Origin of the sequence: Streptomyces sp. B21-083, from assembly GCF_036898825.1 — a bacterium.
Lineage (GTDB): Bacteria > Actinomycetota > Actinomycetes > Streptomycetales > Streptomycetaceae > Streptomyces.
On sequence record NZ_JARUND010000001.1, the window covers coordinates 4,425,740 to 4,446,494 of the forward strand.

Annotated in this window: 17 protein-coding genes; 12 read left to right on the forward strand and 5 right to left on the reverse strand. The window is 69.4% G+C overall.

Annotated elements, in window-relative coordinates:
* The first annotated feature begins 510 nt into the window (after positions 1–510).
* Entirely contained in the window at positions 511–4,350 is a 3,840-nt protein-coding gene (locus QA861_RS19745) for a TreTu family toxin (RefSeq protein WP_503461746.1), read from the forward strand.
* Positions 4,341–4,655, forward strand: a complete 315-nt coding sequence (locus tag QA861_RS47400; protein WP_503461738.1) for an immunity protein TriTu family protein — start codon at positions 4,341–4,343, stop codon at positions 4,653–4,655. Before QA861_RS19745 ends, QA861_RS47400 begins: the two co-directional genes overlap by 10 nt.
* A gap of 204 nt (positions 4,656–4,859) precedes the next feature.
* Here the strand turns inward: QA861_RS47400 and QA861_RS19750 are convergent, their stop codons facing one another.
* On the reverse strand, positions 4,860–5,660 hold the full coding sequence (locus tag QA861_RS19750) for a hypothetical protein (RefSeq protein ID WP_334589656.1): 801 nt from the start codon (positions 5,658–5,660) through the stop codon (positions 4,860–4,862).
* Between the two features lie 281 nt (positions 5,661–5,941).
* On the reverse strand, positions 5,942–9,094 hold the full coding sequence (locus QA861_RS19755) for a sacsin N-terminal ATP-binding-like domain-containing protein (RefSeq protein ID WP_334589657.1): 3,153 nt from the start codon (positions 9,092–9,094) through the stop codon (positions 5,942–5,944).
* A gap of 178 nt (positions 9,095–9,272) precedes the next feature.
* On the opposite strand from QA861_RS19755, the gene QA861_RS19760 reads away from it, so the two are divergent.
* Positions 9,273–10,160: a prohibitin family protein gene (locus tag QA861_RS19760; protein ID WP_334589658.1), complete on the forward strand. Its 888-nt coding sequence runs from the start codon at positions 9,273–9,275 to the stop codon at positions 10,158–10,160.
* Positions 10,161–10,235: 75 nt separating this feature from the next.
* On the opposite strand, the gene QA861_RS19765 is transcribed toward QA861_RS19760, so the two are convergent.
* Positions 10,236–11,189: a DUF3027 domain-containing protein gene (locus QA861_RS19765; RefSeq protein ID WP_334589659.1), complete on the reverse strand. Its 954-nt coding sequence runs from the start codon at positions 11,187–11,189 to the stop codon at positions 10,236–10,238.
* Between the two features lie 471 nt (positions 11,190–11,660).
* Between QA861_RS19765 and QA861_RS19770 the strand changes: the two genes are divergently transcribed.
* From QA861_RS19770 to QA861_RS19785, 4 genes are all read left to right on the forward strand, one after another.
* A complete protein-coding gene (locus QA861_RS19770; protein WP_334589660.1) occupies positions 11,661–13,115 on the forward strand; it encodes an MFS transporter in 1,455 nt (484 codons plus the stop codon).
* Between the two features lie 81 nt (positions 13,116–13,196).
* Entirely contained in the window at positions 13,197–13,676 is a 480-nt protein-coding gene (locus QA861_RS19775; RefSeq protein WP_334589661.1) for a DUF2771 domain-containing protein, read from the forward strand.
* On the forward strand, positions 13,646–14,386 hold the full coding sequence (locus tag QA861_RS19780; RefSeq protein WP_334589662.1) for a futalosine hydrolase: 741 nt from the start codon (positions 13,646–13,648) through the stop codon (positions 14,384–14,386). The genes QA861_RS19775 and QA861_RS19780 overlap by 31 nt, the downstream gene beginning before the upstream one ends.
* Positions 14,352–15,233: a 1,4-dihydroxy-6-naphtoate synthase gene (locus QA861_RS19785; RefSeq protein ID WP_443041510.1), complete on the forward strand. Its 882-nt coding sequence runs from the start codon at positions 14,352–14,354 to the stop codon at positions 15,231–15,233. Before QA861_RS19780 ends, QA861_RS19785 begins: the two co-directional genes overlap by 35 nt.
* A 48-nt stretch (positions 15,234–15,281) precedes the next feature.
* Here QA861_RS19785 and QA861_RS19790 read toward each other — a convergent pair whose 3' ends face one another.
* Entirely contained in the window at positions 15,282–15,665 is a 384-nt protein-coding gene (locus QA861_RS19790; RefSeq protein WP_006380984.1) for a cold-shock protein, read from the reverse strand.
* A 461-nt stretch (positions 15,666–16,126) separates the two neighbouring features.
* On the opposite strand from QA861_RS19790, the gene QA861_RS19795 reads away from it, so the two are divergent.
* From QA861_RS19795 to QA861_RS19815, 5 genes are all read left to right on the forward strand, one after another.
* Positions 16,127–16,813, forward strand: coding sequence for a TnsA-like heteromeric transposase endonuclease subunit (locus QA861_RS19795; RefSeq protein ID WP_334589663.1), 687 nt, complete (start codon positions 16,127–16,129; stop codon positions 16,811–16,813).
* Positions 16,810–17,220, forward strand: a complete 411-nt coding sequence (locus tag QA861_RS19800) for a hypothetical protein (protein ID WP_334589664.1) — start codon at positions 16,810–16,812, stop codon at positions 17,218–17,220. The genes QA861_RS19795 and QA861_RS19800 overlap by 4 nt, the downstream gene beginning before the upstream one ends.
* A 103-nt stretch (positions 17,221–17,323) precedes the next feature.
* Entirely contained in the window at positions 17,324–17,902 is a 579-nt protein-coding gene (locus QA861_RS19805; protein ID WP_334589665.1) for an IS607 family transposase, read from the forward strand.
* Positions 17,899–19,350: an IS607 family element RNA-guided endonuclease TnpB gene (tnpB, locus tag QA861_RS19810; RefSeq protein WP_334589666.1), complete on the forward strand. Its 1,452-nt coding sequence runs from the start codon at positions 17,899–17,901 to the stop codon at positions 19,348–19,350. The genes QA861_RS19805 and tnpB overlap by 4 nt, the downstream gene beginning before the upstream one ends.
* 79 nt (positions 19,351–19,429) lie before the next feature.
* Positions 19,430–19,684, forward strand: a complete 255-nt coding sequence (locus QA861_RS19815; RefSeq protein WP_334589667.1) for a hypothetical protein — start codon at positions 19,430–19,432, stop codon at positions 19,682–19,684.
* On the opposite strand, the gene QA861_RS19820 is transcribed toward QA861_RS19815, so the two are convergent.
* Positions 19,657–20,286: an HAD family hydrolase gene (locus tag QA861_RS19820; protein ID WP_443041511.1), complete on the reverse strand. Its 630-nt coding sequence runs from the start codon at positions 20,284–20,286 to the stop codon at positions 19,657–19,659. The two genes, QA861_RS19815 and QA861_RS19820, sit on opposite strands and share 28 nt — an antisense overlap.
* Positions 20,287–20,755: the final 469 nt, after the last annotated feature.

The window sequence follows — 20,755 nt, forward strand, 5'->3', positions numbered from 1 at the left end:
TACCACGACGATCCGGGGGAAGAAGGGCCAGGTCAGCGGAACCCTCTTCGTGAGCGCCCCACCCGGATGGGCAAAGCAAACGCAAAGGCAGAACACACCATAACCGCAACTTTAGAGACCGTCAACACCTTTCCTTCACGACGCCGCGCACGCAACACAAAAACACCCAGAACGGCTTTTTACGGCTAAATTACTCACTCGTTCATTCGTCAGCCAACTATCTGACTCGATCGCCGAGATTGCGGAAGCTATGCTCGCCACTCCCATATTCGGCGACACACACTCGGGGGCGTCGCCGATGACTTAGACAGGTACTCAGTGAATCGAAGAACTGACCAGTTCGATACTGCCGGTAAAGCGGCACATCTGATACGCAGAACGGCGTTGAGTCTGCTGCCTTTGGCCTTGGGTGCCAGCCTGCTCAGCTCCCCTCCTTCTTCTGCTGCTGAACTGCCCGAGGGAGCAGCAAGTTCCGTCACCGCGTCGGAAGTGGCCTCGGCCGACCGCAGCATGGTCGTCGACTATTGGCGAGGCGGTGGGCCCATCGTCAAGGAGGCGGCGCAGGCCGCACTGACCGGAAGCAACGCCGACGTGGCAGCCTTCCTCGTGGTAGCGGACGACCTAACCTTCCAGGACCAGCGGGTCACCGTCGCTCGGATCGCTTCGGTGGGCGGTCCTGAGCTGTTGACCGCAGCTCGCACAGCTCTGTTCGGTACCCCTGAGGCACTGTGGGACTTCCTACACGAGGGCTCGGAGGCACGGTCAGAGCAGGATAATCGAGTGCGGGTCGCCCAAATCATGGGCACAAGCGGGCCGAACGTCCAGGACGCTGGCAACGCCGCACTCGACGGCACGCCCGACGACGTCCTGAAATTCCTCCGCGAGGGCCAGTACAAGCAACGCGAGCAGGACGAGCGTGTCCAGGTGGCCCAGATCATGGGTACGGGCGGCACCAACGTGCAACTCGCTGCACGCCTCGCGCTGAACGGCAGCGCCGCCGACATCCGGGAGTTCCTGGATGTCGGCCAGTACGTCGCGCTCGCTAAGGACCAGGAACACGCTACCGTCGCGCAACTCGCCCAACAGGCGAAGGAAGCCGGCAAGCTCGCCGCCAAAGAAACGGCGGCGGCGAAGGCTGAGTCCGCCAAGGCCGTGCAGGCCTCGCAGCTCGCCAAGGAAGCCGCGCTGAAGGCCGCCACTGAAGCCGAGGCAGCCAAGGGCGACACTGCCAAGGCCGCGAGCGCCGCAGGTCGGGCAGCCTCCGCAGCGACCCAGGCTGCCGCCTCCGCACAGACTGCGATCGAGGCCTCCCGCGCCGCGAACAGCTCGGCACGTGTCGCCGCGAACGCCGCCTCCCAGGCGGCCGCGGCTGCAGCCGGCGCCTCCCAGGCCGCATCCAAGGCACGTAACGCCGCCGCCGACGCGGCGGTGGACGCAAACAGCGCTCAGGCTGCAAGGCAAGCCGCTGAGACCGCCCGTACGGCAGCCAAGGGTGCCGACCTCGCCGCCGACGCCGCCGACCAGGCGGCCATTGCGGCCGACGAGGCAGGCAAGGCCGCCCACTCTGCCGCGAGTGCGGGCGCCAACGCACAACTCGCCGCCGACGCCGCAGTCGAGGCCAGTGGCTACGCCGGCCAGTCCAGCGCCGCTGCCGCAGAGGCACGCGCCGCAGCCGCCACCGCCCGGCGCCATGCCGCCGAGGCAAACCGTGCCGCTGCCGCCGCCGAGGCTCTGGCAGCAAAGGCCGCCAAGGCGGCCCGCGAGGCGGGAGTAGCCGCCAGGTCGGCGGCCACGCACGCGAACAACGCGGCCACCTTCGCTGAGGAAGCGGCTGCGGACGCGGGCAACGCCGCGAAGGCCGCAGGCCGTTCCACGAACCACGCCAAAGCGGCCACCGATGCCGCAAACGTGGCCAGCGCCGCCGTGGCCACGGCCCAGGACATCTACAAGATCGCCCGCGAGGTGGAGGCCGAGGAACTGCTCGGCCGTACCAACGCCGGCATCGAGCGCGCCCGGGACGACCAGGCGGCAGCCAGCGCCCGTACGACCGGACAGGCCGCGCTGGAGCAGGCGGTCAAGGACCGGGAAACCGAGCGGAACCGGCTGGTCGCCGAGGCAGCGAAGCCCGAAGCAGCCCTGTCCACCATCGCCGCCCAGGGTCGCAAGTTGGCCGTCCTGGTGATGCAGAACGGCACGGCCTGGGGGCGGGCCGCCGCCGAGTACGCCCTCACCGGCACCGACGACGTTGTCATCGACTACCTCCGCAACGGCTGGACGACCGCCAAGGAGGGTGACGACCGCTCCTATGTCGAGCGCTTGGCGGAGGAGAGTGAGACCGAGGAGGTACGGAACGCCGCCGAGGTCGCCCTCGACGGCAACGCCGCCACCGTCACGGAGTTCATCGACAACGGGCAGTACAAGGTCGCCGCGCAGAGCATGCGAGTCGCCATCGCTCGAGTGATCGGCGATGCAGGCCCCGTCCTCAAGGAGTCCGGCCTCGCTGCTCTCAACTCGGACGACACCAAGAAGTTCAGCAAGTTCCTGACCAGAACTCAGTTCACCGCGCGGACGCAGGACGAGCGGGTCCGTGCGGCACAGTTGTTCGACACCGGCAGTCCGGAGGTGAAATCGGCAGCCCGGATCGCCCTGGAGGCCTCACCCCAGTCACTGCACACCTTCATCGTCTCCGGCCAGTACAAGGCCCAGCGCAAGGACTACTTGGCCGCCACCCACGTGGCCCAGATCCAGAAGATGATCTCGGACGCGGCGAAGGTCGCGGCAACCGCGCAGCAGAACGCCGCCACCGCCCAGAAAGTAGCCGCAACCGCGCGCAAGGCAGCCGCCGAGGCCACCGAGTGGGCGAAGAAAGCAAGCGACTCCTCGGCCAAGGCCAAGACGTACGCCGACGAAGCTGCTCAGCACGCCAAAGCCGCCGAGGCCTCCGCAGCAAGTGCCGCCGCATCCGCGAAGACGGCTCGGAACGCGGCCGATAGTTCGGACGCAGCGGCTTCCGACGCCGCCAGGTCGGCGGCCGACGCCACGCTCTCCTCGGAGATAGCTCAGGCCAGCGCCTCCACGGCATGGCACTACGCCGACGAGGCGAAGCAATCAGCCGTCGACGCGGGCAAAGACGCGGAAGCCGCGCTGAAGGCGTCCACCGAGGCGTTCACCATCGCGGTCCAGAAGGAGCGGGAGGAAGCCGAAGCTCGGCGCAAGGCCGCCGTCGCGGCCAAGGAAAAGGCGAAGAACGACGCGGGCGCCCAAGCTCGCCAGCTCTACCACTGCCAGCAGGGCTTCGTCCCGTGCGACCCCGAGGGCTTCGCCCGCTGGTGCCAGCAGAGCGAGATTTACTGCGACATCCTGGCCTACGGCGAGGAACTCGGCGCCGCGGCAGAGCAACTCTGGAATATCGAGAAGGAAATCCTCGGCCTGGGACAGTTCGAAGCCTGCATACAGGAAAAGGATTTCGAAAACTGCGGCAGCCTCGCGGCGGACGCGCTCGGCGGCGCCAAATTCAGAGCCCTGGAAAAGGCCTACGACAAACTGAAGTTGCTGAAGCGCGTCTGCCGCACTAAATGCTTCCCGGCCGGCACCAAGGTCCTCATGGGAGACGGCTCCAGGAAGAGCATCGAGGATATCCATCCAGGTGATCGCGTACTGGCCACGGAGCCGGTCTCCGGACGGACAGCCGTCAGCGAGGTGACCCGCCAGATCGTCACCGGGGACGACAAGTACTTCAACGAGCTGACGATCACCACCCGCACCGGCGCCGAGAAGCTCACCGCGACCTACGAACACCCGTTCTGGAGCCCGTCGCGGCAGGGCTGGATAGAGGCAGGCGCACTGACGTCGGGCACGACACTCCTGACCAGCGACAAGTCAACGGTCCAGGTACAGAAGAACCGCTCCTTTATCCACCGGCAGACCACCTACAACCTCACCATCGCGGACATCCACACGTACTATGTGCTCGCCGGGTCCACTCCGATTCTCGTTCACAACAGCGGAGGCCACACTCCAGCCGAGGGGATGGTCACTGTTGGCCGCTGGATGTCGTCGGCAGAGCATCAGGCGATGACGGAGACGGGAAAGGTGCAGCGCGGTGGAGGTGGCTTCACTTACGTCGTGTATCCGGCAAGTCGAGACGCGTACATATCTGCGCGCCCCGGATCCGTGTACGTAGAATTCGACGTCCCAAAGTCGACACTTATTCCCGGCGGCAGGCCAGGGGACTTCAAGATGTCAGACTCCGATACAATCTTCGCTCGACTGGCAGCAAAAAAGGGGAACCCTGTCCCTCAACTCCCCGAGGCGAAGAACGTCCAGATGGGAGGCTGGGGATGTCCCTAGGCCGCGCGCTACTGGAGCGCACCCAAGAGTGGATTGGTCGGGAAATTCACAGAAACAACACTCTGCGGGAGATTTCACAGATAGAGATATTCCCTAGCGAGGGAGAACCAAGATCTGTGAGTTGGACCCTCGATGGCGCCAATTTCATGGCCCAAGTAGTCGTGTGGAATAGCGGAGAATTCGAGGAAGATCTCGCGAATGTTAAAACCGGCCAGGTTCAGACACGAAGCGGCCACCTGGCGTCCATCGATGATCTTGAATCCCGCCTAATGGTCGCTCGCGATTGGGCTATCCAGGATATTTAACGCTCCAGCAATAGGCAGGCGTCCGCAGATCTGAAGATTTCCAATAAATCTCGGAACTGCGTTCAGGCGGTCGCGGCCAAACTGCCGCCGCCAGTTGAGTCGAGGCTGGTGACCAAGGCGCAAACACGAAGGCCGGTGCACCCTGGATGGGTCACACCGGCCTTCGTTCGTCATACGGAGCACGAGCCCTGCGACCCGCACGGCCTACTTCACGTCGATGACGTCCCCGACCGCGTTGATCGGCGCCGTCGTCGACGAGCCCGCGAAGGCGTAGCGGAAGGTGCCGTCGACCGTGGCCTTCACCGTGGTCTTCAGGGCGCCGCCGGCACCCGCCTTGACCGTCTTGACGGTGGTGAAGGTGGTGGCGCCCTTCTTCTTGAACTGGAGGGTCACCGGGGCGTTGACGTAGCCCGTGTACTTGCCGGTGTTCCAGTTGGCGCGGGTCAGGGTGCCCTTAACCGTGATGGTCGCGTTCTTCCTGACCGGCTCCGGGGTGGCGTCGGTGGTCAGCTTCGAGTGGAACTTGATTTGGGAGGTGCCGAGGTTGCCCTGAGCTTTGTAGTCGCCCTCGTCCGTCATGGCGACAGCCACAGCGCCCACGTTCCAGGAGCGCGCATCAGTGTTGCGGAGCCTGGCGTCCTCACCGCTGGTGTGCAGGTCGAAGGAGGACTTGCAGCTGGCGGTGGTCGACGACGTGGCCGTGCAGGAAGCGGGGTCTTCACCCCCGAGGCGAACCTTCGTCACGTCTATGGTCGTACCGGCGTAGAGGAACGGAAGGACGAGGAGCTTGTCCGAGCTGATGTCCAGTCCGGCCGCGTGCTTGAACGTGTACGTCACCGGCACCGAGGTGGTCCCCGTGGCGCGGGCGACGATCGGCTTGCCGTTGTTGATGGTCACCTTGGTGAAGGTGACGTCGGGCGCCGTGGCGGCCTGCGCGGCGGGCACGACGAAGGCGGAGAGGGCCAGGGCGCCGGAGACGGCGACCACAGTGGCACGAATGCGCATGCGTTTCCCCAAGTGGAGAAAGGGGGCCCGGTGGTGCTCGTCCGTACGGATCCCTCCGTACCGCGTGCAGTCGCACCCGGGCCCAAATCATCTGGGAGTCTCTTGACTCGCTCGCTCAGATGCGTGACGGATGGGAATGGTTGTACGGAAGTTGCGGAATGTTTCGCCGGACGCGGAGATTTTGTGTCCGCGTTACCGTCTTTGCCCGGGGTCTACGAGCCGATGGCCCGGCGCGGACGCTTCCCGGGCGCCCGCGCCGCCCTGTCACCCTCCGTCTCGCCTCAGTCGAACCAGCGGTCCCGCGCCAGTTCGGTCGTCCTCGACGGGTCCTCGATCAGGGCCGCCACCTCGAACCGCCGGGGCCACTGTCCGGCCGCCCAGGCGAGCCCGGCCGCGACGCCCTCCAGGGTGGCGGCGTGGACCACACCGTCCCGCGTCCTGCGCCAGTCCAGCTCCACGCCGTCGACGACGAGGTCCTCGTGCTCGACGTAGGTGGCCGGGGTCGCCGGACCGAGCAGGACCCGTACCGACTCCGGTACGTCGTGCTCCGCACCCTCCGACGTCACCTCGCCCGTGACCGACTCGCTCAGCCGCCGTACCTGGAACAGCTCGGCCAGCTCGGCCGCCTTCGCCGGGCGTACGGGGAGCAGCGGCACCCCCGCTGTGAACGGCAGCAGGTCGGGTGAGTCGACCACCACGGCGTCCGCCGCGTCCACGACCTCCACGTGGCCGTCGACCACCGCCCGCAAGTCGTCGGGCAGCGTGACCTGTTCCGGGTCGAGGTCGGCCAACGCGCCGTAGAGGGCGTGCAGTTGGGCGCCGGTGACCTCCCGGTCGGGGTCGGCGAGACGGTCCAGCAGTTCGGCCGCGCCGCCCGGCTCGTCGAGGAGGGCGGCGACCGTCGTGCGTACGCCCAGGGCCCGCAGCACCTGCTCGTCGTCGAACCCGGTGGCGTCGGCCTCCTCGTACAGGCAGCGCAGCAGCGGGTCGCCGCCCGCCGCCAGGAGACCGGCCGGACGCCGGCCGTCCAGCACCGGGTTTCCGCGCAACCACCAGGCGGTGTACGGCCGTACGAGTTCATGCGTGCCGTCGGGCAGCAGGACACGCACCGGCTGGACGATCGCGTCCCGCAGGGGCGGCTGGGCGAGCAGGGCGAGGGCCTGGGGCCAGCGATCGTCGTCCACGAGGTCGAGGTCGCGTACGGCAACCAGTTCCGTGGCGACGGGAGGTACGGGCGAGTCGGGGAAGCGGTCGAGGATGTCCTCGCTCCACACATCCACGGCGTCGAGCAGGCCCGCGTCGTCGGGTTCGGCGAAGTCGCTGTCCCGGGGGTCCAGTTCGTCCGGGTCGAGGACAACATCGGTGGCGCGTACGAGGGCGAAGGTCGCGAGGACTCCGCAGGCGGCGAGCGGCTGCTCGCCCCACCTGTCCGCCAACTCTCCGTCCACCAAGGCAAGTTCGCCTTCTCGGATCACCTGGGCGAACGAGCTGCCGGGGAGGACGAGTTCACCGGCGGGGGCCAACTCCCCTTCCTCGTCGGGGAGGGCGAGGGCGCCGAGCCACGGTTCGTCACCGGGTTCGAGGCCCGCGTCGCGTACGAGGGCGAGGACCGTGTCGGCCAACTCCTCGGCGTCGGGAGTGTCTTCGTCGTCCCACGACAGGCTGCGGGCGTCCTCGTCGAGCGAGGCGGCGACGGCGGCCCGTACCTGCGGGGTGGTGAGGACGGCGCGCGGGGTGGCCGGGAGGGCGCCGAGCTTCTCCAGGAGCGGGTGGGCGGCGTCCGGGTGGGCGACCTTGAGGCCGAGGCGGGCCAGGGTCTCCGGGGCGGCGGCCCCCACCTGACCGCCGGTGGGCAGCAGCACCTGCCGGGGCCCGATGGTCGTACGCCCGTCGGCGAGCGGTACGGGCAGCCCGGACAGCCGGTCGGGGTCGACGCCGGCCAGGCTGTCGTACAGCCGGTGCCACCACTCGGGTGCCTTTTCCAGGCCGGCGAGCCGGTCGACAGCGTCGGTGAGGGGGACGCGGGCGACCCCCAACGTCCGTAGCTCCACCCGGCGTTCGAGCCCGGCGGGCAGCAGCGTGGGCAGTACCTCGGCGAGGACAAGGACGGTGTCGGCCCCGGCGCCCTCGACCACCTCGGCGTCCCGGGGGCGCAGGGCGGAGGGCAGTTCCTCGTCGTCCCCCGGGTCGAGCGCGGGCGGGAGGAAGGCGGTGCGCGGCAACCGTTCGAGGATCGCGTGCCGCAACTGACCGTCCAGCTCGCCCTTGCCCAGCGGGCCGGGCACGAGCGCGATGATGCCCTCCCCCACCGGGCTCCAGTCGGCGAGGAGTTCGGTGTAGGCGTCGGCGGCGCGCTGCACGAGGAAGTCGGTGAGCGGGCCCGGCGCGGCATGCCGGCGGGCGGTGTCCAGCGGGAGCGAGGCGATGAGCAGCGCCGGTACGCCCAGCGGCTCGTCGCTCGGTGTGGGCGCGTGCACGACGGGGCTGGTCCGGGGCGGTACGGGAGTGCCGTCGGCGTCGACGGGCACGGCCCAGGTGACCGACCAGTGCGGACGCAGCCTCTCCTCGATCGGCCGCCCGACCAGCAGGGCGGCGTCCAGGGGCCCGTGCGCGGAGACGGTACGCCAACGGCTCGTACCGTCGCGGGAGTCCTCCACGAGGGTCAGCGAGGCGTCGGTACGGCGGCTGAGGGTGCGCGTCTGCTCCCCCACCTCGATGACGACCTCTTCCAGACCGGGCAGCGTCAGAAGAAGCGCGTCGTCGACGCCGTTCAGCAGCCGTTCCGCGAGATCCTCGGCGGCGGTGTCGCGCAGGGGGAGGATGACGGCCGTGTCGTACGGGGCCGGGGCGGTGCCCTCGGCGGCGAACGGCAGCCGGAGAAGGGGCACATGGCCGTCGCGACGGCGGACCTCGTCACCGAGTCCGGGGCTGTGCCGGGCGGTCTCGGCCGCCAGCTCGCGCGCCTCGGCGAGCGCCCACCGCACACCACCGTGCCGCCCGACGACGGCGGGCTCGTCACTGACGGCGAGAACGGCGGCGAAGCCGACACCGAACCGTCCGACGGCGCCCGTCCCCTTGCCGTCCTTGCCGCCGTCCTGGACGTCCCGCTTCGCGGAGGCGCGCAGCGTGGACAGGGACTCGACTCCGGTGGCGTCCAGCGGGGCACCGGTGTTGGCGGCGACGAGGACGCCCTCGCGCAGGGTGAGCCGGAACCTGCCGGGCACCCCGGCCCGAGCGGCGGCGTCGGCGGCGTTCTGGGCGAGCTCGACGACGAGCCGGTCCCGGTACCCACCGAGGACGAGATCCTCCTCGGCGTTGGCGTCCTCACGGAACCGGGCGGGACTGGTCGCCCAGGCATCCAGAACACCCCGGCGCAGACGGGCCGTACCGAAAGGATCCGCGCCCTCAGCTGCAGGTCGCACGAACTTGCTCACGTACGTTCACTCTCCATCATCGGCGTGAGCAAGAAGGTACCGCGCGCCGGACAGCGCCCCCGCCCACCGGGCCTGTTCGCCTGCGGAGGCGCCCCTTACCATTCCCTCCGGATCACGCCCGAGGCGGCGCCGGTCCGTGAACCAGGTAGCAAGTACCTGTTCCTCAGGGGGGATTTCCATGTTCGTGCTGTCCATACTGCTGCTCATATCGGCGGTCGTGCTCTTTTTCGTAGGCCGGGGCCGAGACGTCGGCGGCTGGAAGATCGGGGCGGCGCTCAGTGCCGTGGCCGCCGTGCTTGCCGGTGTCTTCGCGTGTGTCCATGTCGTGAGCGCCTACGAGGTCGGGGTGCCGGTGACCTTCGGCAAGGTCGGGAAACCGATGACCTCCGGCGTCCAGTTCAAGTCGCCGTTCACCGATGTCACCTCCTTCTCCACCCGCCCGGTGGACCTGGACCTCTACGACAAGAGCGTGGTCGAGGTCCGCTCCTCGCAGGGCGGGGTGCTGTACGCGGACGTCACCATCAAGTGGGCCGTCATCCCGGCCAAGGCGGTCGAGCTGTACCGGCTGGCGGGCAGTGAGGAAGCCGTCGAGGAACGGCTGGTGCTGCCGGACAGCCGCGAGATCATCCGTAACGTCTTCGCGAAGCACACCAGCGAGGAAGGCTACGCCTCCGCCCGTGAGCAGATCGGCTCGCAGATCGCCGCCCTCATCAAGGAGCGTCTGGCCCCGCGCGGGATCGACGTCACCAACGTCAATCTGCGCAACGTGAGGCCGTCGGACAAGCTGCAGGACCAGATCGACAAGAAGATCCAGCAGGAGCAGGCCACCGAGCGGGCCGTCGAGGGGGCGCGTACGGCCAAGGCGGAGGCCGAGCGCAAGCGCATCGAGGCGGAGGGCACCGCCCGCGCCAACGAGATCCTCGCGAAGTCGCTGAGCGACAAGGTGCTGTACAACCAGTGCCTGGAGGCCTACAAGGAAGCCGCCAGGGCCAACCCGGTGTACGCGGTGCCCTGCGGCACGAACGCGAACGGGACGCCCGTCATCGTGAACAGCGGCAAGAACTAGCCGCCGCACCCGTACGCGGCGACCCCGCCGAGCAACAAGCCTCGGCGGGGTCGCTCGCCTTCTACGAACCCTGAACTACGAGTGTCCGAGTTCCGCCGCGTCCGTGTCGTCCGCGCCCACCGGCACCGAGCCCGAGTCCGCCGCGGGCCGCAGCGGGAACGGGTCCACGATCGTCTCGTCGATCACGTGCGGCGGCGGAACCGGCGGCTTCGGCATGACCGCTGCCTCCGAGTGCCCCCCGCAGCCGTACGCCAGAGACACCACACGCCCGTCCGCCGGAGCGAACTCGTTCGTACACACACCGAACGCCTGCCCGAGTGACCCTCCGATCGCCACCAGGAACCCGCAGCTCACGCAGGTCGCCGGCGCGGCTTGGGCCATGGGTGTCGTGGGACCGTAGGCGTCCTCCCAGCGGTCGGCGGCGGTGTGGAGGCCGTACCGGGACAGGACACGCGCCCGGCGCATACCCAGTTCCTCGGCCACCGCCGCGATCGACCCGCGGGCCGGCACCACCGTGAAGCCCGCCGGCGAGCCCGGAGTGACGTCCGCGTCCTCGGCGTCCGCCAGATCCGCGGCCAGTGCCACCGAGGCCGAAGCCGAGGCCGCTGCCAGCACGGAGTTCGGCAGGGGCTCGTCCTCGCCCGAGTAACCCGGCTCGAGACGCAGGTCCTCCGCGTCCGTGGGGAGCAGATCCCCGGGACCCATGTCCCCGGGGCGCAGACGCTCGCTCCAGGGCACCCATTCCGGGGCCTGGAGGGCGTCGGGGCCGGGGAGGAGCACCACCTCGTCCAGGGTGACCAGTTTGGCCCGGGACGCCCGGGCGACCGTCACCGCCCAGCGCCAGCCCCGGTAGCCGAACTCCTTGCACTCGAAGAAGTGCGTGACGACACGGTCTCCTTCTGACACGAGGCCCGAGTGTTCACCCACCACGCCTGGCGCCGCCGCCTCCTCCGCCGCGGAAAGGGCGAGGTCGACGGCCTCGGCGCACAGGCGGTCAGGGGTGCGGCTTCGCGTTGTCGCTGCGCTCACAGGTATCGCTTCTCTCCTACGCCGTCTCACGAGTGCGCCCGTCCCGACGGGGTGCGAACGGTTGCGAACGGAGCGGACCAGAGGGCCGCGTCAACGTTCGCGCCCGATCACGCTCGGGCGCACCTACGTCATCCATTCTGCGGGATGACCGAGAGGCGCGCGGCCGAGAACAACCGCCACTGCGCGCTACGCACGCTACCTTCTCCAGCGCTCGGGGCCCACACCGACGGGACGGTTCGTGGCGACCGACATCCAACCGTGGCAACTCCGGCCCCCCTTTTCCTCGCCTCTCACCCCACTCTTCCCACCCCGGGATGGCCGGAAAACACCCCACCGAAACCGTCCGAGAGACTCCTCGGGCCCCTGAAAAGATCCCTGAAGGACCCTCACTCACATCCCACTCGCATCCCACTCGGACCCATACGCGCGGTAACCGCACTAGTTACGCCCTTCTCGGGGCACTATGGCGGAGTGGCAACCGAGAGGTCACCCCACGGCGCCACCGGGATCGGCGGGGCCGAGGGGAACAACCGGAGCGGCACCGGCACCAAGAGCGGCCGGCACGGCGTACGGGACCGGATGAGCGGGTCCGTACGTGCGGTCGGCCGTGCCCTGCACTTCCCGGTGACCGGTACGGCCCGGGGCATCCGCAGGGCCACCCACGCGCACGGGGCCGGGGAATCCGGGCTCGGCAAACTCATCGAGCTGCACGCGGTGAACGGCGCCGGTGACGTCATGATCACCATCGCCCTCGCCTCCACCGTCTTCTTCTCCGTCCCCACCGACGAGGCACGCGGGCGCGTGGCCATCTACCTCGGCATCACCATGGCGCCCTTCACCCTCCTCGCCCCCGTGATCGGCCCCCTCCTCGACCGCCTGCCGCACGGCCGCCGTGCCGCGATGGCCGGCTCGATGCTCGCCCGCGCCCTCCTCGCCCTGCTGCTCGCCGGCGCGGTCGCCACCGGCAGCATCGAGCTGTACCCGGCCGCGCTGGGCGTCCTGGTCGCCTCGAAGGCGTACGGCGTGGTCCGCAGCGCCGTCGTACCCCGTCTCCTCCCACCCGGCTTCTCCCTGGTGAAGGCCAATTCACGGGTCACGCTGAGCGGGCTGCTCGCCACCGGTGTGGCCGCGCCCATCGGCGGCGGCCTCCAGGCCCTCGGACCACGCTGGCCGCTCTACGGCGCCTTCGTGATCTTCATCGCGGGTATGTTCCTGTCCTTCTCCCTGCCGCCCAAGGTGGACTCCGCCAAGGGCGAGGACACCGCCCTGCTGGCTGCGGACGCCGAGCACCTGCACGGCCCGCACCGCACCGAGACCCTCCGCCGCCCGGGCCTGCGCACGGTCGGTACGGCGGTCACCCACGCCCTGGGCGCCAACGCCGCCCTGCGCTGTCTGTCGGGCTTCCTGACCTTCTTCCTCGCCTTCCTGCTCCGCGAGCATCCGCTGACCGGCCAGAGCGCCGCGTGGTCGCTGGGCATGGTCGCCGTCGCGGCGGGCGCCGGCAACGCGCTCGGTACGGCGGTCGGGGCGGCCGTGAAGCAACGCGCGCCGGAGCTGATCGTCGTGACGGTCGTCGCCGTGGTCCTCGGCGCGTCGGTCGTCGCCGCGGTGTTCTTCAGCGCGGCCCTGGTCGCGTGCCTCGCGGCGGTCGCCGGGTTCTGCCAGGCGCTCGCCAAGCTGTCCCTGGACGCGCTGATCCAGCGGGACGTCCCCGAACTCGTCCGCTCCTCCGCGTTCGCCCGCTCGGAGACGCTGCTCCAGATGGCGTGGGTGCTCGGCGGCGCCGTCGGTATCGCGCTTCCCCTGGTCGGCGAGCTGGGCCTCGGTGTGGCCGCCGCGATCGTCGCCGTGGGCTGGCTGACCACGGTCAAGGGCCTGATCGGCTCGGCCCGCCACGGTGGCCGCGCCCATCCCCGCGTCGCCTGAGAGCCGCCATCAGGCCCTACGGGACCCGGCACGCCGTACCCACGTGACAACCCTGCTGCGGGTGCCCGATAGCCTTCGGCCATGACCTCGTTGCGTTCCGCTTCCACTGCGCGCCGCCGCCGCGCTGTTGCCGCCGTCGGCGCCGTTGGTGCCGGACTGCTCGTCCTGTCCGCCTGCGACAAGCCGACGCCGATCTCCACGATCACCGTCGGCCGTGCCTCGGTGAACTCGGAGGCCTCCTGCTACGACGACGGCAAGGAGCTGAAGACCGCCGACGTGGCCAAGTGCCTCAAGGACACGGACATCAAGAGCATCACGGTCGACCCGGACGAGACCGTGCGCTTCGGCGTCGACCCGAAGATCGCCGACAAGGGCTGGACGATCCTGATGAACGGCCAGCCGCTGACGGACTCCAGCAGCAAGACGTACCGCACGATCCCGGGCAGCGTGTTCTTCAACGCCCAGTACGGCGCCCAGGGCAACTCGACCCTCGTCTCCATCAAGGAGGGCGAGAAAGAGGTCAACGGCCTGTGGTCGTTCAAGCTGAAGAAGGACTCCTGACGATTCCGACGACGTCAGGGGTACGAGTCCTCGTAGCCACCGCGGTCCCCGTCGAACGGGACGCGGTGGCACAGGCTTTCCCGTCCGGTGACGGGCCGGTGGACATCATCGCCGTGGGAGTCGGTCCCGCCGCCTCCGCCGCGTCCGTCGCCTCGGCGCTCACCGCCGCCGCCCTCCGCGGCACCCCGTACGGCCTGGTCGTCTCGGCGGGCATCGGCGGCGGATTCCAGCCCCAGGCACCGGTCGGCTCGCTGGTCGTCGCCGACGAGATCACCGTCGCGGACCTGGGCGCCGAGACCGCGGACGGGTTCGTTCCGGTCACCGCCCTGGGCTTCGGCGCCGTCACCCACCGTCCGCCGGAAGCACTCGTACGAGATGTCACGGCCGTGACAGGCGCCCGCGCCGGCGCCGTCCTGACCGTCTCCACCGTCACCGGCAGCGCGGAGCGCGCCGCCGAACTGCGCGCCCGGCACCCCGGCGCGCTGGCCGAGGCGATGGAGGGCTTCGGGGTCGCCGAGGCCGCCGCCGCGCACGGTGTGCCGGTGCTGGAGATCCGGGCCGTGTCCAACCCCGTCGGGCCCCGCGACCGCACCGCCTGGCGCATCGCCGACGCCCTCACGGCCCTGACGGATGCCTTCGGGAAGCTCGCGCCGGTACTGGAGAGTTGGAGCGAACATGAGCACCCACACGAACACCCGCATGAGCGCTGAGAAGCCCGGGAATGTGCGGATCGCGTACTCGCCCTGCCCGAACGACACCTTCGTCTTCGACGCCTGGGCCCATGGCCGGGTGCCGGGCGCGCCCGCGCTCGACGTGACCTTCGCGGACATCGACATCACCAACGGTATGGCCGAGCGCGGCGAGTTCGACGTACTGAAGGTGTCGTACGCCGTCCTGCCGTACGTCCTCGACGAGTACACGCTGCTGCCCTGCGGGGGTGCGCTGGGCCGGGGCTGCGGGCCGCTGGTGCTCACGAGGGAGGCGGGGGCCGACCTGACGGGACGTACGGTCGCGGTGCCGAGCGAGCGGTCGACGGCGTATCTGCTGTTCCGCCTCTGGGCCGCGGACACCGTCCCCGGCGGGGTCGGGAAGGTCGTCGTGATGCCGTTCCACGAGATCATGCCCGCCGTACGGGACGGGAGGGTCGACGCCGGGCTGGTCATCCACGAGGCGCGCTTCACCTACCAGAACTACGGGCTGCACAAGCTCGCGGACATGGGCGAGCACTGGGAGGCGACGACCGGGCTGCCCATCCCGCTCGGCGCGATCATCGCCAAGCGGTCGCTGGGGCCGGAGACGCTGCGGCTCCTCGCCCAGGCCGCCCGGACGTCCGTACGGGCCGCCTGGGACGAGCCGGAGGCCTCCAGGGCCTATGTCCTGGAGCACGCGCAGGAGATGGACCCGAAAGTCGCCGACCAGCACATCGGGCTGTACGTCAACGAGTTCACCGCGGACCTCGGCGAGGACGGCTATGCGGCGGTCAGAGGCCTGCTGACCCGCGCGGCGGCCGAGGGGCTGGTGCCACCCCTCGGCCCGAACGCACTCGATTTCCCCTAGAAATCCACGGAAATACCCGAAAATCCACGGAAATCCCCCAGCGGCGTCCTACACGTCGAGCTGGTCTGCGACCGCCCGCAGCAGGCCCGCGATCTTCGCGCCCGAGGTCTTCTCGGGGTAACGGCCCCTTTCCAGCATCGGGGTGATGTTCTCCAGGACGGTCGTCAAGTCCTGGACGATGGAGGCCAGTTCGTCGGGCTTCTTGCGCTGCGCCGCCGCGACGGACGGGGTCGGGTCCAGGATCACGACGGAAAGCGCCTGGTCACCGCGTTGCCCTGCGACAACTCCGAACTCCACGCGCTGGCCCGGCTTGAGGGAATCGACTCCGGCGGGCAGGACCGAGGAATGGACGAAGACGTCACCGCCGTCGTCGCGGGAGAGAAAGCCGAAGCCCTTCTCGCTGTTGAACCACTTGACCTTGCCAGTCGGCAAAGCACACGCTCCCTCGTTCGGTCCCCGGATCACCGCTGAACCACTGTCGACCTGCCGTCGAAACACCTTACCGGGGGTCTCTCCAGCCCAACACGCCTTAAAACGAGGTTCAGCCTTTGCCTGTATCGGCAGAGGCTGAAAGTAGTGGGGGAGTGCAAGGGGCGTTCAGCTCTGACTCTCATCGCCGACAAGCCTGGAGAGCCTGAACTGAGAGACAGCCCCGACGGACGGGTTACGGATCTCTCCGCACTGTCAGTGAGTCATGCAGGTCTTGGGCCGGTCGTCGGACCAGCCGGTATCAAGGCTCGCACTTGGTGGTGTCGTGTGTGAGTGCTACATGCGTCCGGTTGTGTGACTCTCAGAGCTAACTGTCACCGGGCGGGGGTGCCCTGTCGCTGTGGTGTCCGGACAGTCTCGGAGATCTCCAAACAAGCGAGCTGAGTCGTCGCTGGTCGGTCAGCTTGAACCTGGGAGGGAGTGAGCTGACCGTCCCGGTCCGTGACCTCGCCCAGGTCCAGCTCTCCGGGGCCGGGCCGGTCCGCTGGTTCTCGTGGCATCGGCGGCAGCGCCACAGGCCCGAGCTTCAGTACATGGTGAGCACCGGGCGGCATCACGGCTTCGAGAGCCTGGAGGAGGCCCGGGTACTGCTCGCTCTCGATTTCGCCAGCCGGGTGAGGGATGTGGTTCCACAGCCGTTGAAGCTGGAATTCCGTACAGGCGACGGGCGGCGTGTTCACGTTCCGGACTTCCTGGTCCTGGCTCGCACCGGGGTCTGTCTTGTCGACGTACGTCCGCTCGACCGGGTCCGGACGAAAGACGCCGAGTCGTTCGCCGCCGCGTTCGAGGCGGCGCTCGCCTGCGGCTGGGACTACGTGCTGGCCGCGCGGTGGAGGCCGCACGTCCTTGCCGGTCTGGACGTGTTGTCCTCCCAGCGTCGTCCGCTGCCGGATCCTCTCGGCCTGCGGGCCGGTCTTCTGGACGCGGCTCGGAGCCGAGTGACATTCGGTGAGCTCGCGGAGGGTTCCGCGGTTCCCGCACTGGCCCGGGCCGAGCTGCTGCATCTGTTCTGGCACCGCTCGATCGGCATCGACTTGACCGTCCCGCTGACCGACCGCTCGCTGGTCGAACCGGCAGTGGGGGCGCCGTGATTCCTCCGACGGCACTTGATCTGGCTCCGGGGTCCGGGCTCGTCCTGGACGGGGTCGAGTGGACCGTTGAACGCCATGAGCCCCACCTGGGGCGGGTTGTGCTGAGGGATCCGGCGGGAGCCCGGCAGCAGCTGACGTTCCGGCAAGCAACCGACCGGCAGGCCCTGAGACTCCTCGCCGCGGTGCAGGCACAACTGCGTGAACCACCCGGACCCGACCGTGCCATCGGCGACGTGGTGCGCAACTCCTCCAGGAACTCGCCGCCTCTGAGAGTCGTCCTCGCCCGCAAGGAGCCAGTGACGCAGAAGGCGATTCTCGGCTACCGGGACGCCCGCCACCGCGAATGGCGCCCTGCCGCAGCCAACAACGACTGGGTCCAGCGGGTGACAGACACCTCTGCCAAGTGACAGTTATCGCTGCGAGTCACAGGTTGTTCCTTCGGGCAGGGGTGACAACTGCTACAGATTTTCTATTCATCTATAGTCACTTCTAGTCGTATATCGTGGGCGTGTGAAGCTTTCGGAGTGGGCGCGTCAGCAGGGCGTGAGCTACCAGACCGCTTGGCGGTGGGTGAAGGACGGCAAGATGCCCGTCCCGGTCCGTCAGGCGCCGTCTGGGACGTGGCTGGTCGACGAGCCCGCTGTCCAGCCGTCCGGTCGTGTGGTGGGGTACTGCCGTGTGTCGTCCGCCGACCAGAAGGCCGACTTGGACCGGCAGGCGGTCCGGGTCGTGGCCGGTGCGAACCGGCAGGGCCTGGCCGTGGCCGAGGTCGTGACCGAGGTTGGCTCGGGGCTGAACGGGCGGCGGCGCAGGTTGCACCGGCTCCTGTCCGATCCGGACGTGGCCGTTATCGTGGTCGAACATCGTGACCGGCTTGCCCGGTTCGGTGTCGAGCACCTGGAGGCCGCCCTGTCCGCGTCCGGGCGGCGGCTGGTCGTCCTCGACCCGCAGGAGACCGCCGACGACCTCGTACGGGACATCACCGAGGTGCTGACGTCGATGTGTGCGCGCCTGTACGGGATGCGGGCGGCGAAGAATCGCGCCGCCCGCGCGATCGCCGCCGCGACCGGCGAGGACGGCGCGGCGTGAAGAAGTTCCAGCAGCGCCCCGGCTTCCGGCTCGTCGCGCACAAGCTGGCCCTGGACCCGGGCGCCGAGGCGTCCCGCCGTCTGATGTCGCACACCGGGGCTTCCCGCGCCGCGTACAACTGGGCTGTCGGCTGGGTCACCGCAACGTGGTGGCAGCGCAGGGCCGAGCAGTCCTACGGCATCGGCGAGGACGGACTGACACCGTGGCGGGACTTCTCCCTGTACGCGCTGCGGAAGGCGTTCAACGAGGTCAAGCACACCGACCCCAGGTTCTCCTCCTGGTGGGAGGAGAACTCCAAGGAGGCGTACAACACCGGACTCGCCAACGCCTCGGCCGCTTTCACCAACTACGCGAAGTCGAAGTCCGGGAAACGCAAGGGCCGCAAGATGGGTATCCCCCGTTTCAAGACGCTGCGCCGTGCCCGCCGCACCTGCCGTTTCACCACCGGCGTGATCCGTATCGAGGCCGGCGGCCGACACATCACCCTGCCCCGCCTCGGCACGATCCGCCTGCACGAACACCGCCTCGACCTGGTCGCGCTCATCGAGGCGGGCGAACTGCGGATCCTGTCCGCGACCGTCCGACTGGAGCACGAGCGCTGGTTCGTCTCCTTCCAGGTCGAACAGCTCCTTCCGGTCGAGTCTGCCCGCCGCCCGGACACGGCAGTCGGCATCGACCTGGGCATCAAGACCCTCGCCGTGTACGCGGACAGCGACGGCACCACCGCCGAGGAGCCCAACCCGCGCCACCTCGACACCGCGCTCAGGCAGCTCCGCCGGACCAGCCGGACCGTATCCCGCCGCCAGGGCCCCGACCGCCGGACCGGACAGAAGGCGTCGAAGCGGTGGGAGAAAGCCAACACCGCCCGCAACAAAGTCCACCACCGGGTTGCCAACCTCCGCGCGGACACCATCCACAAGCTGACGACCCGCCTCGCCGCCGAGTACGGCACCGTCGTCGTCGAAGACCTCAACGTCGCCGGGATGGGCCGCAACCGCCGCCTGTCCCGCCGGATCGCCGATGCCGCTTTCGGAGAGATCCGCCGCCAGCTCACCTACAAGACCGCCCAGCGCGGAAGCCGCCTCGTGGTGGCCGACCGCTGGTACCCGTCGTCGAAGACATGCTCCGGCTGTGGAGTGGCGAAAGCCAAGCTGCCCCTCAGCGTCCGCGTCTTCGCATGCGACCACTGCGGCCTCGTCCTTGACCGGGACGACAACGCCGCACTCAACCTGGCCGCACTCGCGGCCCGCAACACAGGTACCGGAGTGGCCGGAGACCTGAGCCCCGCCAACGCGGAGCCGAAACCTCGTGGAGCCGACCAGAAGACCCGCACCACCCGCCCCCGCCGCAAGACGGGGACGGGGCGGGCAGGTGGCACAACCCTGCCGCACCAGCGGCAGACAGAAACGAGAGACCGTACTCAAACCGAAGCCCTCAAGCTCTGGTGACGAGACGGACCTTCCGGGCCAAAATGCCCGGACTGCTGAAAGCTGTTGAGGCTCCCGGCAACGGAACTACCCTGGTCGAGTGCGTGACAAAACCCAAACGAATTCCGCCGCGGCCGGAGATCGGCTGATCCGTGTCGGTGCCATCGTCTTTTTCGTCGGTGCGGTGGCCACTTTGGTCACCGTGGCCCCATTCCTCCTCGGTACGACGCCATTCCCGACGTTCATGTTCGGCTTGAGCATGCTCATGGGCGTCGGCTTCCTCGTCGCGGGCGCCGGGGTGCTCCGGTCGGTGGCCGAAGGCCGACGTCAGGCGCGGGCGGCCACGGCCGAGTAGCCGGCCAGCCAGGCCGGGAAGTGGGTGAGGTCGTCGAGGACGACGTCCGCGCCCGCCGCGCGCAGCTCAGCGGCGTCGCAGGGCCCCGTGGGCACGGCCACCGACAGGGCACCGGCGGTCCGGGCACCGCGGACGTCTCCGACGTGGTCGCCGACGTACACGCTCGCGCCCTGCTCGCGCAGCGCCACCGCCTTCTGCTCGGCCCACAGGTTGCCGATGACCGCGTCGGGCTCGATGCCGAGGTGTTCGAGGTGCAGCTTGGCGTTGGGCTCGTACTTGGCGGTGACGACGATCGCCCGCCCGCCCAGCTCCCGTACGGCCGCGATGGCCTCGGGGGCGCCGGTCATCGCGGGGGTCGCGGTGATGGCGATGGCCGGATACATCGACCGGTAGAGGTCGCTCATGGCATCGACGCGATCGGCCGGAAACCACTGCACGAGCTCGTCCGCGAGGGGCGGCCCAAGCCGGGTGACGGCCAGATCGGCGTCGATGAACGTGCCGGTCCGCTCGGCGAGCGCCAGGTAGCAGGCGTGGATCCCGGGGCGGGAGTCGATGAGGGTCATGTCGAGGTCGAAGCCGACGGTCAGTGTCATATGCACCATTGTGCGGGAGGGGAGTTGGTGCGGGGAGTTGGTGCGGGCGTCGCTGGGGGCTGCGCCCCCAGGCCCCCCTCCGGCCCTGAAGGGGCCTTGTCCTCAATCGCCGGACGGGCTGGGGGTGCGGGCCGGTGCTGGGGGTGCGGAAAGCGCACTCGGGCACGGGTGCGGGGCGCGGGCACGGGCTCGGGTGCGGGTGCGGGTGCGGGCACGGGCTCGGGTGCAGGTGCGGGCGGGGGCGCGGGCACGGGCACGGGCACGGGCGCGGGCGCGGGCACAGGCTCGGGCTCGGGCTCGGGCTCGGGCTCGGGCTCGGGCTCGGGCTCGGGCACAGGCACGGGTGCGGGGAGCGGGCTCGGGTGCGGGGAGCCGGCACGGGTGCGGGGAGCCGGCACGGGTGCAAGGAGCGGGTGCGGGCTCGGGTTCCGGGGCGGGGAGTGGTCCCGGTGGTGGGGCGGGGAGTGGGTGGGTGGTG

Bases quoted from the DNA above. Each gene is read 5' to 3' on its own strand.
- QA861_RS19745 (WP_503461746.1), top strand. From the start codon at position 511: ATGGTCGTCGACTATTGGCGAGGCGGTGGGCCCATCGTCAAGGAGGCG.
- QA861_RS47400 (WP_503461738.1), top strand. From the start codon at position 4,341: ATGTCCCTAGGCCGCGCGCTACTGGAGCGCACCCAAGAGTGGATTGGT.
- QA861_RS19750 (WP_334589656.1), bottom strand. From the start codon at position 5,660: ATGCGCATTCGTGCCACTGTGGTCGCCGTCTCCGGCGCCCTGGCCCTC.
- QA861_RS19760 (WP_334589658.1), top strand. From the start codon at position 9,273: ATGTTCGTGCTGTCCATACTGCTGCTCATATCGGCGGTCGTGCTCTTT.
- QA861_RS19775 (WP_334589661.1), top strand. From the start codon at position 13,197: ATGACCTCGTTGCGTTCCGCTTCCACTGCGCGCCGCCGCCGCGCTGTT.
- QA861_RS19785 (WP_443041510.1), top strand. From the start codon at position 14,352: ATGAGCACCCACACGAACACCCGCATGAGCGCTGAGAAGCCCGGGAAT.
- QA861_RS19820 (WP_443041511.1), bottom strand. From the start codon at position 20,286: ATGGTGCATATGACACTGACCGTCGGCTTCGACCTCGACATGACCCTC.